General features: G+C 58.2%; 9 protein-coding genes. 8 read left to right on the top strand and 1 reads right to left on the bottom strand.

All coding sequences use genetic code 11. The features are described from left to right. Window positions 1-75 precede the first annotated feature (75 nt). The 3 genes from gntR to gntU all read left to right on the top strand — a co-directional run bounded on the left by gntR (window position 76) and on the right by gntU (window position 3,069). Window positions 76-1,071, top strand: coding sequence for a gluconate operon transcriptional repressor GntR (gntR, locus tag E0L16_RS12470; protein ID WP_063865382.1), 996 nt, complete (start codon window positions 76-78; stop codon window positions 1,069-1,071). A gap of 126 nt (window positions 1,072-1,197) precedes the next feature. Continuing rightward, on the top strand, window positions 1,198-1,725 hold the full coding sequence (gene gntK, locus E0L16_RS12465; protein ID WP_003861569.1) for a gluconokinase: 528 nt from the start codon (window positions 1,198-1,200) through the stop codon (window positions 1,723-1,725). 3 nt (window positions 1,726-1,728) lie between these two features. Next, window positions 1,729-3,069, top strand: a complete 1,341-nt coding sequence (gene gntU, locus E0L16_RS12460) for a gluconate transporter (RefSeq protein WP_023295539.1) — start codon at window positions 1,729-1,731, stop codon at window positions 3,067-3,069. Between the two features lie 105 nt (window positions 3,070-3,174). Here gntU and yhgN read toward each other — a convergent pair whose 3' ends face one another. After that, window positions 3,175-3,768: an NAAT family transporter YhgN gene (gene yhgN / locus E0L16_RS12455; RefSeq protein ID WP_003861574.1), complete on the bottom strand. Its 594-nt coding sequence runs from the start codon at window positions 3,766-3,768 to the stop codon at window positions 3,175-3,177. 178 nt (window positions 3,769-3,946) lie between these two features. Here yhgN and asd point away from each other — a divergent pair, with 178 nt between their 5' ends. From asd to glgA, 5 genes are all read left to right on the top strand, one after another. After that, window positions 3,947-5,050: an aspartate-semialdehyde dehydrogenase gene (gene asd / locus E0L16_RS12450; RefSeq protein WP_107534097.1), complete on the top strand. Its 1,104-nt coding sequence runs from the start codon at window positions 3,947-3,949 to the stop codon at window positions 5,048-5,050. A gap of 239 nt (window positions 5,051-5,289) precedes the next feature. Beyond that, window positions 5,290-7,476, top strand: coding sequence for a 1,4-alpha-glucan branching enzyme (gene glgB, locus E0L16_RS12445; protein WP_131637031.1), 2,187 nt, complete (start codon window positions 5,290-5,292; stop codon window positions 7,474-7,476). Next, window positions 7,473-9,446 (top strand): glycogen debranching protein GlgX, encoded by a 1,974-nt coding sequence (gene glgX / locus E0L16_RS12440; RefSeq protein ID WP_131637030.1) that lies wholly within the window; start codon window positions 7,473-7,475, stop codon window positions 9,444-9,446. The genes glgB and glgX overlap by 4 nt, the downstream gene beginning before the upstream one ends. 17 nt (window positions 9,447-9,463) lie before the next feature. After that, window positions 9,464-10,759 (top strand): glucose-1-phosphate adenylyltransferase, encoded by a 1,296-nt coding sequence (gene glgC, locus E0L16_RS12435; protein WP_063449532.1) that lies wholly within the window; start codon window positions 9,464-9,466, stop codon window positions 10,757-10,759. Then, window positions 10,759-12,192: a glycogen synthase GlgA gene (gene glgA, locus E0L16_RS12430; protein ID WP_063865387.1), complete on the top strand. Its 1,434-nt coding sequence runs from the start codon at window positions 10,759-10,761 to the stop codon at window positions 12,190-12,192. The genes glgC and glgA overlap by 1 nt, the downstream gene beginning before the upstream one ends. Window positions 12,193-12,210: the final 18 nt, after the last annotated feature.

Below are 12,210 nucleotides of genomic sequence, written 5' to 3'. Positions count from 1 at the left end.
CCCTTTAAACGGGGAAGGTTGAGCTTTGTCCGTGATAAACTGAGCAAATCTCTCACTTCAAGATTTCTCAGGACGATGAAAAAGAAACGCCCCGTACTTCAGGATGTCGCCGATCGCGTCGGTGTGACCAAAATGACGGTCAGCCGTTTTTTACGTAACCCGGAACAGGTTTCCGTGGCGTTGCGTGGCAAGATTGCCGCCGCCCTTGATGAACTGGGTTATATCCCCAACCGCGCACCCGATATTCTCTCCAATGCGACCAGTCGTGCGGTGGGCGTCCTGCTTCCTTCCTTAACCAACCAGGTTTTCGCCGAAGTGCTGCGCGGTATCGAAAGCGTTACCGATGCGTTTGGCTATCAGACCATGCTCGCTCACTACGGATACAAGCCGGAACTGGAAGAGGAACGTCTTGAATCGATGCTTTCCTGGAACATCGACGGGCTGATTTTAACGGAACGTACCCACACGCCGCGCACGCTGAAAATGATTCAGGTGGCGGGCATTCCGGTGGTGGAACTGATGGACAGCCAGTCGCCGTGCCTCGACATTGCCGTTGGGTTCGATAACTTTGAAGCGGCGCGTCAGATGACGGCGGCCATTATTGCCCGCGGTCATCGCCATATCGCATACCTGGGTGCACGACTGGATGAACGTACTATCATCAAACAGAAGGGATACGAGCAGGCGATGCTCGACGCCGGTTTAACCCCGTACAGCGTAATGGTGGAGCAATCTTCATCTTATACGTCGGGTATTGAGCTGATGCGTCAGGCGCGACGCGAGTATCCGCAACTGGACGGTATTTTCTGTACCAACGATGACCTTGCGGTGGGCGCGGCGTTTGAATGTCAGCGTCTGGGGCTGAAGATCCCTGATGACATGGCGATTGCCGGCTTCCACGGTCACGACATCGGCCAGGTGATGGAGCCGCGGCTGGCAAGCGTCCTGACCCCGCGCGAACGCATGGGGCGCATTGGTGCAGAACGCCTGCTGGCGCGCATTCGTGGTGAGGCAGTTACCCCTAAAATGTTAGATTTAGGTTTCACCTTGTCACCGGGTGGATCTATTTAATCCGACAAATTTGAAGTAGCTCACACTTATTCACATCGCGCACGTTTGGATATTGCTTCTCTTTTGCCCCGGCAGGACAATGTTACCGATAACTGTTACCCGTAACAATTGACTGAGGGACACCCTTTGAGCACGACTAATCACGATCACCACGTTTACGTCCTGATGGGCGTGTCCGGTAGCGGTAAATCTGCCGTGGCGAGCGAAGTGGCGCATCAACTCCAGGCTGCGTTTCTTGATGGTGACTTCCTCCATCCGCGCAGCAACATCATGAAAATGGCTTCCGGCGAGCCGCTGAACGACGACGACCGCAAACCGTGGTTGCAGGCGCTGAATGACGCCGCGTTCGCGATGCAGCGCACCAACAAAGTCTCCCTGATCGTCTGCTCCGCGCTGAAAAAAACCTATCGCGACCTGCTGCGCGACGGCAATCCGAACCTCTCTTTCATCTACCTGAAAGGCGATTTCGGGGTGATTGAAAGCCGTCTGAAGGCGCGTAAAGGCCACTTCTTCAAAACCCAGATGCTGGTCACGCAGTTCGAGGCGTTGCAGGAGCCGGGTGCTGACGAGCAGGATGTCTTAGTGGTTGATATCGATCAGCCGCTGGAAGGTGTTGTAGCCAGCACCATCGAGGTTATTAATAAAAGGCAGTAAGTTTTGAGTACATTAACGCTAGTTCTGACAGCAGTGGGTTCCGTATTGCTGCTGCTGTTTTTAGTGATGAAGGCGCGTATGCATGCCTTCGTTGCTTTGATGGTGGTTTCTATTGGTGCAGGTCTTTTTTCCGGTATGCCGCTCGACAAAATCGCGGCGACGATGGAAAAAGGGATGGGCGGCACGCTGGGCTTCCTGGCCATTGTGGTAGCGCTGGGCGCGATGTTTGGCAAGATCCTGCACGAGACGGGCGCGGTCGACCAGATTGCCGTCAAGATGCTGAAATCCTTCGGACACAGCCGTGCGCACTACGCGATTGGTCTGGCCGGTCTGATTTGCGCGCTGCCGCTGTTCTTTGAAGTGGCGGTTGTGCTGCTGATTAGCGTGGCGTTTTCAATGGCGCGCCATACCGGTACGAACCTCGTGAAGCTGGTCATTCCGCTGTTTGCGGGCGTGGCGGCGGCCGCGGCGTTTCTGCTGCCCGGGCCTGCCCCGATGCTGCTGGCCTCCCAGATGCACGCGGACTTTGGCTGGATGATCCTGATTGGCCTGTGCGCTGCGATCCCGGGCATGATTATCGCCGGTCCGCTGTGGGGCAACTTCATCAGCCGCTACGTTGAGCTGCACATCCCGGACGACATCTCCGAGCCGCACCTGGGCGAAGGCAAAATGCCGTCCTTCGGCTTTAGTCTTTCGCTGATCCTGCTGCCGCTGGTGCTGGTGGGTCTGAAAACCATCGCGGCGCGCTTTGTGCCGGTGGGTTCAACCGCGTACGAATGGTTCGAGTTTATTGGTCACCCGTTCACGGCGATCCTGGTGGCGTGTCTGGTGGCGATTTACGGCCTGGCGATGCGTCAGGGCATGCCGAAAGACCGCGTGATGGAGATTTGCGGCGCTGCGCTGCAACCGGCGGGTATCATTCTGCTGGTGATCGGTGCCGGTGGCGTGTTCAAACAGGTGCTGGTGGACTCCGGTGTGGGTCCGGCACTGGGCGAAGCGTTGACCGGAATGGGACTGCCGATTGCGGTCACCTGCTTCGTGCTGGCCGCAGCGGTGCGTATCATTCAGGGCTCCGCGACCGTGGCATGCTTAACCGCCGTGGGCCTGGTGATGCCGGTGATTGAACAACTGAACTACTCCGGCGCGCAGATGGCGGCGCTCTCTATCTGTATCGCGGGCGGCTCGATTGTGGTTTCACACGTAAACGACGCCGGCTTCTGGCTGTTCGGTAAATTTACCGGCGCCACCGAAGCGCAAACCCTGAAAACCTGGACGCTGATGGAAACCATCCTCGGCACCACGGGTGCGATTGTCGGGATGATTGCGTTTACGCTCCTGAGCTAACGAGGCTGTATGTGTGTCGGGTGGCGCTTACGCTTACCCGACCTACAAAAACCTCAGGTCCCGTAGGCCGGGTAAGCGTAAGCGCCACCCGGCTTTTTTACATCCTCAACCTTTCATCCACGCCCGTATTCCGTCCAGGAACATCTGCGTCGCCATCATCACCAGAATCAGCCCCATCAGACGCTCCAGCGCGTTCACCCCTTTCTCACCCAGCAGGCGCAGGAACAGCGACGACTGCAACAGGATAATAAACGTCCCGCCCCAGGCGATGAGCAGGGCAATCACCAGATGGCTCATCTGATTCGGATACTGATGCGACAGCAGCATCAGCGTTGCCAGAATCGTTGGTCCCGCGACCAGCGGGATCGCCAGCGGCACGATAAACGGCTCTTCACCCGCGGGCAGGCCGCTGCTGCTGCCTTCCGCGCTCGGGAAAATCATCTTAATGGCGATCAGGAACAAAATTATCCCGCCGGAAATGGAGACCGTTTCGGCGCGTAAGTTCAGGAAAGCGAGGATTTTTTCCCCGGCGAACAGGAAGATAAACATCACCAGCAGGGCGATGAGCAGCTCGCGGATCATGATCGCCCGGCGGCGCTTCGGCTCGGTGTGCTTCAGCACCGACATGAAGATCGGCAGATTACCGAGCGGATCCATAATCAGGATCAATAAAACCGCTGCGGAAATGATTTCACTCATCTTAAATTATCCCTGATACTTATTGTGGTCATTGCGATGATTAGCACTTTTTCTGATTGCCGGGCAATCATCGATTAATTTCGCTTGCGACTTTGGCAGCATTTTGTAATGTGAAGCATATCCCAGTTCAATACTGGCTTGCACAATCAGCACACACCCCTTGCAGGAAAAAAATGCTATGAAAAACGTTGGTTTTATCGGCTGGCGCGGTATGGTCGGCTCTGTACTCATGCAACGCATGGTTGAAGAGCGCGATTTCGACGCCATCCGCCCGGTCTTCTTCTCCACTTCCCAGCTCGGCCAGGCTGCACCGTCCTTTGGGGGTACCACGGGCACGTTGCAGGATGCTTACGATCTGGAAGCGCTGAAGGCACTCGACATTATTGTGACTTGCCAGGGCGGCGATTATACCAACGAAATCTATCCGAAGCTGCGTGAAAGCGGCTGGCAGGGCTACTGGATTGACGCGGCCTCGTCGCTGCGCATGAAAGACGATGCCATCATTATTCTCGACCCGGTTAACCAGGACGTCATCACCGACGGCCTGAACAACGGCGTGAAAACCTTTGTTGGCGGCAACTGCACCGTCAGCCTGATGCTGATGTCCCTCGGCGGCCTGTTCGCGCAGGATCTGGTGGAGTGGGTCTCCGTGGCAACGTACCAGGCCGCGTCCGGCGGCGGCGCGCGCCACATGCGCGAGCTGCTGACCCAGATGGGCCAGCTGCACCACAGCGTCGCGGCCGAGCTGGCAGACCCGGCATCCGCCATCCTCGACATCGAGCGCAAAGTCACTCAGCTGACCCGCAGCGGCGAGCTGCCGGTGGATAACTTTGGCGTACCGCTGGCCGGTGGCCTGATCCCCTGGATCGACAAACAGCTGGATAACGGCCAGACCCGCGAAGAGTGGAAGGGCCAGGCGGAGACCAACAAAATCCTCGCCACCGCGAACACCATTCCGGTTGACGGTCTGTGCGTGCGTATCGGCGCGCTGCGCTGCCACAGCCAGGCCTTCACCATTAAACTGAAAAAAGATGTGTCTATTCCGACCGTGGAAGAGCTGCTGGCCGCGCACAACCCGTGGGCGAAAGTGGTGCCAAACGATCGCGATATCACCATGCGCGAGCTCACCCCGGCGGCCGTTACCGGCACGCTGACCACGCCGGTTGGCCGCCTGCGCAAGCTGAACATGGGACCGGAGTATCTCTCCGCGTTCACCGTTGGCGACCAGCTGCTGTGGGGGGCCGCCGAGCCGCTGCGCCGCATGCTGCGCCAGCTGGCGTAATAATTTGTTAAACACGGGGGGTGATTGTCACCCCCTTTTTTTGCGTACTACATGGAGTAAAACGCAGATGTCTTATTTTTTATCAGGAGGAACCACGACGTTGGCTATGCTTTAAGGAAGATTTATTTCTCACCTGAGGGTAGGGCGGAGCAGAGAGGATTAACTGCACCGTTTAGGTCACATTAAAAGTCGTCCCGGAGCGCGTAAAAAGGGCGACATAAAAAAACAGGATGAATACCATGTCCGATCGTATTTCGAGAGACGTGATTAATGCGCTTATTGCGGGTCATTTTGCCGATCCCTTTTCTGTGCTAGGGATGCACCGTACAGAGGCCGGACTGGAAGTTCGGGCGCTGTTACCGGATGCGACAGAAGTGTGGGTTATCGAACCCAAAACCGGCCGCAAGGTGGGTAATCTGGAATGCCTCGACTCGCGTGGCTTCTTCTCGGGCGTCATGCCCCGCCGTAAAAACCCCTTTCGCTATCAGCTTGCCGTTATCTGGCACGGTCAGCAAAACCTGATTGACGATCCCTACAGCTTTGGGCCGCTCTTAAAAGAGATGGATGCCTGGCTGCTGTCCGAAGGAACCCATTTACGCCCCTACGAAACGCTGGGTGCCCACGCGGATACTATGGACGGTATCACCGGCACGCGCTTTGCCGTATGGGCGCCAAACGCCCAGCGCGTCTCCGTCGTTGGGCAGTTCAACTACTGGGACGGTCGTCGTCACCCCATGCGCCTGCGCCGGGAAACCGGCATCTGGGAGCTGTTTATCCCCGGGGCGCATAACGGCCAGCTCTACAAATTCGAGATGATCGATGCCAGCGGTAAGCTGCGCATTAAATCTGACCCGTACGCCTTTGAGGCTGAACTGCGCCCGAATACCGCCTCGCTGATTTGCGGCCTGCCGGAAAAGGTCGTCCAGAGCGAGGAGCGCAAGCAGGCCAACCGCTTTGATGCGCCGATCTCCGTCTATGAGGTGCATCTCGGCTCCTGGCGTCGCCACACGGACAACAACTTCTGGCTGAGCTACCGCGAGCTGGCGGACCAGCTGGTACCGTACGCCAAATGGATGGGCTTTACCCATCTGGAGCTGCTGCCGATCAACGAACACCCGTTCGACGGGAGCTGGGGCTACCAGCCAACCGGGCTGTATGCGCCTACGCGCCGCTTCGGCACCCGCGATGACTTCCGCTATTTCATTGATGCCGCGCACGCCGCCGGGCTGAACGTCATCCTCGACTGGGTACCAGGCCACTTCCCGTCGGACGATTTTGCGCTGGCAGAGTTCGACGGCACGAAGCTGTACGAGCACAGCGACCCGCGCGAAGGCTATCACCAGGACTGGAACACGCTGATCTACAACTACGGTCGCCGTGAAGTGTCGAATTACCTGGTGGGGAATGCGCTGTACTGGATCGAACGCTTCGGCATTGATGCCCTGCGCGTCGATGCGGTGGCGTCGATGATCTACCGCGACTACAGCCGCAAAGAGGGCGAGTGGATCCCGAACGAGTTTGGCGGGCGTGAAAACCTCGAAGCGATTGAGTTTCTGCGCAACACCAACCGCATCATCGGCGAGCAGGTGGAAGGCGCCGTGACCATGGCGGAAGAGTCCACGGACTTTCCGGGCGTTTCCCGTCCACCGTCAATGGGCGGCCTGGGCTTCTGGTACAAGTGGAACCTCGGCTGGATGCACGACACGCTCGACTACATGAAGCTCGACCCGGTTTATCGTCAGTATCACCACGATAAGCTCACCTTCGGGCTGCTCTACAACTACACCGAAAACTTCATGCTGCCGCTGTCGCACGATGAAGTGGTGCACGGCAAGAAATCTATTCTCGACCGCATGCCGGGGGACCCGTGGCAGAAGTTTGCCAACCTGCGCGCCTATTACGGCTGGATGTTTGCCTTCCCCGGCAAAAAGCTGCTGTTTATGGGCAACGAATTTGCGCAGGGGCGCGAATGGAACCACGACACCAGCCTTGACTGGCACCTGCTGGAAGGCGCGGACAACTGGCACCACGGCGTACAGCGTCTGGTGCGCGACCTGAACCTGACCTACCGCCACCACAAAGCGCTGCACGAGCTGGATTTCGATCCGTACGGCTTTGAGTGGCTGGTGGTGGACGACCACGCGCGCTCGGTGTTTGTCTTTGTCCGTCGTGACCAAGCGGGTAACGAGATCATCGTCGCCAGCAACTTCACGCCAGTGCCGCGCGAACACTACCGCTTCGGCATTAACCAGCCGGGTAAATGGCGCGAAATTCTTAACACCGACTCCATGCATTACCACGGCAGTAACGCCGGTAACGGCGGGCTGGTGCAGAGCGATGCGATTGAAAGCCACGGTCGTCCGAACTCCCTGAGCCTGACGCTGCCGCCGCTGAGCACCATCTGGCTGGTGCGGGAGGGCGAATGACGCAGCTCTCGGCAGGTAAACCCGAACCGCTCGGGGCGAGTTTTGACGGAAAGGGGGTGAACTTCACGCTCTTTTCTGCCCATGCGGAGCGGGTGGAACTCTGTGTGTTTGACGGGGAAGGTAACGAGCACCGTTACGATTTACCGTCCCGCACGGGGGATACCTGGCACGGTTACCTGTCCGGCGGGCGTCCGGGAATGCACTACGGTTTTCGCGTACACGGCCCGTGGGAGCCATCTCAGGGGCACTGGTTTAACCCGGCAAAGCTGCTGATTGACCCGTGCGCGCACCGCGTGGACGGTGAATTTAAAGACGACCCGCTGTTCCACGTCGGCTACGGCGAACCTGACCACCGCGACAGCGCGCCCGTCGCGCCCAAAAGCGTGGTGGTGCACGATCTCTACGACTGGGAAGATGATGCCCCGCCGCGTACGCCGTGGGGGAATACCGTCATCTATGAAGCCCACGTCAAAGGGCTGACGTATCTGCACCCGTCGATCCCCAAAGAGATGCGTGGCACCTACAAAGCGCTGGGGCATCCGACAATGGTCGCTTACCTGAAGCAGTTAGGGATCACCGCGCTGGAGCTGCTGCCGGTGGCGCATTTCGCCAGCGAGCCGCGTCTTCAGCGTCTTGGGTTAAGCAACTACTGGGGCTACAACCCGCTGGCGATGTTCGCGCTCGACCCGCGCTACGCGGTGCATCCGGAGAAAGCGCGGGACGAGTTTCGTGATGCGGTGAAGGCGCTTCACGCGGCGGGCATTGAGGTCATTCTGGACGTGGTGCTGAACCACAGTGCGGAAAGCGATCTTGACGGTCCGACGCTCTCACAGCGCGGAATCGATAACCGTAGCTATTATTGGATCAGGGACGACGGCGATTATGAAAACTGGACCGGGTGCGGTAACACCCTCAACCTCAGCCATCCGGCCGTTACGCATTACGCGTACGAATGCCTGAAATACTGGGTTGAGACGTTCCATGTGGACGGTTTTCGTTTCGACCTGGCGCCGGTGATGGGGCGCACTCCGGCATTTAGCCAGCAGGCGCCGCTGTTTGAGGCGATAAAAAACTGCCCGGTGCTCTCAACGGTGAAGCTGATTGCGGAACCCTGGGACATTGGTGAAGGCGGTTATCAGGTGGGGAACTTCCCGCCGCTGTTTGCCGAGTGGAACGATCACTTCCGCGACGCCGTGCGGCGCTTCTGGCTGGCGCGCGATCTGTCGCTCGGAGAGTTCGCCGGACGCTTTGCCGGCTCGAGCGATCTCTTTAAGCGCGACGGAAAACGTCCGTCGGCCACCATTAACCTGGTGACGGCACACGACGGTTTCACGCTGCGCGACTGCGTTTGTTTCAATCAGAAACACAATGAGGCAAACGGCGAGGAGAATCGCGATGGGACTAACAATAACCATAGCTTTAACCATGGTATAGAAGGGTTAGGCGGAAGTCTGGACGTGATCGAGCGGCGACGCGCCAGCGTTCATGCGCTGCTGACGACGCTTTTGTTATCGCAGGGCACGCCAATGCTGCTGGCAGGCGACGAGCACGGTCACAGCCAGCACGGCAACAACAACGCCTATTGCCAGGACAACACCCTGACCTGGCTCGACTGGGGAGAAGCGAACAGCGGGTTGACTCATTTCACCGCGGCGCTGATCCATCTTCGCCAGCGCATCCCCGCGCTCACCGCCGACAGCTGGTGGGAAGAGGGCGACGGCAACGTTCGCTGGCTGAATAAAGACGCGCAACCGTTAAGCGCGCAAGAGTGGCAACACGGCATACCCTGTCTGCAAATCCTGCTTTCGGATGCGTGGCTGGTGACGCTGAACGCGACGGATGACGTCGCAGAGATTGTTTTACCTGACGGGGAATGGCGAGCCATTCCTCCCTTTGCCGGAGCGGATAATCCGGTTGTTATGGCTGTCTGGCACGGGCCTGCGCACGGAGTGTGCGTATTCCAAAGATGATAAAAAAGGAGTTAGTCATGGTTAGATTAGAGAAGAACGATCCGTTAATGTTGGCGCGCCAGCTACCATTAAAAACAGTTGCCCTGATACTTGCGGGCGGGCGTGGTACCCGTCTGAAAGATTTGACCATCAAGCGCGCCAAGCCGGCGGTTCACTTTGGTGGTAAGTTCCGTATTATCGATTTTGCACTCTCCAACTGCCTGAACTCAGGCATTCGCCGCATTGGCGTCATTACGCAGTATCAGTCGCACACGCTGGTGCAGCACATTCAGCGCGGCTGGTCATTCTTCAGCGAAGAGATGAACGAGTTTGTCGATCTGCTTCCCGCGCAGCAGCGCGTACACGGGGAAAACTGGTACCGCGGCACGGCGGATGCGGTGACCCAAAACCTCGACATCATTCGCCGCTACAACGCGGAATACGTCGTGATCCTCGCGGGGGACCACATCTACAAGCAAGATTACTCCCACATGCTGATCGACCATGTCGAAAAAGGGGCGCGCTGCACCGTGGCGTGTCTGCCGGTGCCCGTTGCGGAAGCAACCGCGTTCGGCGTGATGCACGTGGATGCGGACGACAAGATTATCGATTTTGTTGAAAAGCCGGCGAACCCGCCAACCATGCCGGGGGATGACACCAAATCGCTCGCCAGCATGGGGATCTATGTCTTTGATGCTGACTATCTTTATGAGCTGCTGGAAGAAGACGACACAGACGAAAACTCCAGCCACGATTTCGGCAAAGACATTATCCCGAAAATTACCAAAGCTGGCATGGCGTATGCACATCCGTTCCCGCTGTCCTGCGTGCAGTCCGATCCGAATGCGGAACCCTACTGGCGCGATGTGGGAACCCTGGAAGCGTACTGGAAAGCCAACCTCGATCTGGCGTCCGTCACGCCTGAGCTGGATATGTACGACCAGAACTGGCCAATACGCACCCATATGGAATCGCTGCCGCCGGCGAAGTTCGTGCAGGACCGCTCCGGCAGCCACGGTATGACGCTGAACTCGCTGGTCTCTGGCGGGTGCATTATCTCCGGTTCGGTGGTGGTGCAGTCCGTGCTGTTCCCGCGCGTGCGTATAAACTCATTCTGTAATATCGATTCGGCAGTCCTGCTGCCGGACGTCTGGGTAGGGCGCTCATGTCGTCTGCGTCGCTGCGTCATTGACCGCGCCTGCGTCATTCCCGAAGGGATGGTGATTGGGGAAAACGCGGAAGAAGATGCGCGTCGTTTCTACCGTTCGGAAGAGGGGATCGTGTTAGTAACACGGGAAATGTTGCGGAAGCTGCAAATCAAACAGGAGCGATGATGCAGGTTTTACACGTATGTTCTGAGATGTTCCCGTTGTTAAAAACGGGCGGACTGGCGGATGTTCTTGGTGCACTACCGGCGGCGCAAATTGCCGGAGGGGTAGATACCCGCGTGTTGTTGCCCGCTTTTCCGGATATCCGGCGCGGTATTCCTGATGCAAAGGTTGTTTCCCGTCGCGAGACCTTCGCGGGACGTATCACCCTGCTGTTTGGACATTACAATGGGGTAGGCATTTACCTGATCGATGCGCCGCATTTATACGACCGTCCCGGCAGCCCGTATCATGATACCAACCTGTACGCCTATACCGATAACGTGCTGCGCTTTGCCCTGCTCGGCTGGGTGGGGGCGGAGATGGCCGTCGGGCTGGATCCGTTCTGGCGTCCGAACGTGGTGCACGCGCACGACTGGCATGCGGGGCTGGCACCCGCGTATCTGGCGGCGAAGGGGCATCCGGCCAAATCGGTGTTTACCGTGCACAACCTGGCGTATCAGGGCATGTATTACGCCCATCACATGAATGACATCGATCTGCCATGGTCGTTCTTTAACATGCACGGGCTGGAGTTTAACGGACAGATTTCGTTCCTGAAGGCGGGGCTGTACTACGCCGACCACATTACGGCGGTCAGCCCAACCTACGCGCGTGAAATTACCCAGCCGGAGTTCGGTTACGGTATGGAAGGTCTGCTGCAACAGCGCCACCGTGAAGGCCGCCTGTCGGGCATTCTGAACGGCGTGGATGAACAGATCTGGAATCCGGAAACGGACCTCCTGCTGGCGGCGCGCTATGGTCGCGACTCGGTGGAAGACAAAGCGGAAAACAAGCGCCAGCTACAGATTGCGATGGGGCTGAAGGTCAACGACAAGGTGCCGCTGTTTGCGGTGGTCAGCCGCCTGACCAGCCAGAAAGGGCTGGATCTGGTGCTGGAGGCGCTGCCTGGATTACTGGAGCAGGGCGGCCAGCTGGCGCTGCTTGGTGCGGGCGACCCGGTATTACAGGAAGGTTTCCTGGCGGCCGCGGCGGAACACCCGGGGCAGGTGGGCGTGCAGATCGGTTATCACGAAGCCTTTTCGCACCGCATCATGGGCGGCGCGGACGTGATTCTGGTGCCGAGCCGTTTCGAGCCCTGCGGCCTGACGCAGCTCTATGGCCTGAAATACGGCACGTTGCCGCTGGTGCGGCGCACGGGCGGGCTGGCGGATACGGTGTCTGACAGCTCTCTGGAAAACCTGGCGGACGGTATCGCTAGCGGGTTTGTCTTTGAGGACAGTAATGCCTGGTCGCTGCTTCGGGCGATCCGGCGTGCGTTCGTCTTGTGGTCCCGTCCATCCCTGTGGCGTTACGTCCAACGTCAGGCGATGTCCATGGACTTTGGCTGGCACGTTGCGGCGCAGTCTTACCGCGACCTTTATCAACGCTTGATGTAACGAGGCGAAGTGACAGAT

This window comes from Enterobacter quasihormaechei (assembly GCF_004331385.1).
Taxonomy (GTDB): domain Bacteria; phylum Pseudomonadota; class Gammaproteobacteria; order Enterobacterales; family Enterobacteriaceae; genus Enterobacter; species Enterobacter quasihormaechei.
Note: the sequence above shows the minus strand (reverse complement) of the source record. Positions and strands in the feature narration are given on the sequence as shown.

Coding starts and splice junctions, on each gene's coding strand:
- glgA (WP_063865387.1), top strand. CDS start 10,759: ATGCAGGTTTTACACGTATGTTCTGAGATGTTCCCGTTGTTAAAAACG.
- yhgN (WP_003861574.1), bottom strand. CDS start 3,768: ATGAGTGAAATCATTTCCGCAGCGGTTTTATTGATCCTGATTATGGAT.
- glgC (WP_063449532.1), top strand. CDS start 9,464: ATGGTTAGATTAGAGAAGAACGATCCGTTAATGTTGGCGCGCCAGCTA.
- gntR (WP_063865382.1), top strand. CDS start 76: ATGAAAAAGAAACGCCCCGTACTTCAGGATGTCGCCGATCGCGTCGGT.
- asd (WP_107534097.1), top strand. CDS start 3,947: ATGAAAAACGTTGGTTTTATCGGCTGGCGCGGTATGGTCGGCTCTGTA.
- glgB (WP_131637031.1), top strand. CDS start 5,290: ATGTCCGATCGTATTTCGAGAGACGTGATTAATGCGCTTATTGCGGGT.
- glgX (WP_131637030.1), top strand. CDS start 7,473: ATGACGCAGCTCTCGGCAGGTAAACCCGAACCGCTCGGGGCGAGTTTT.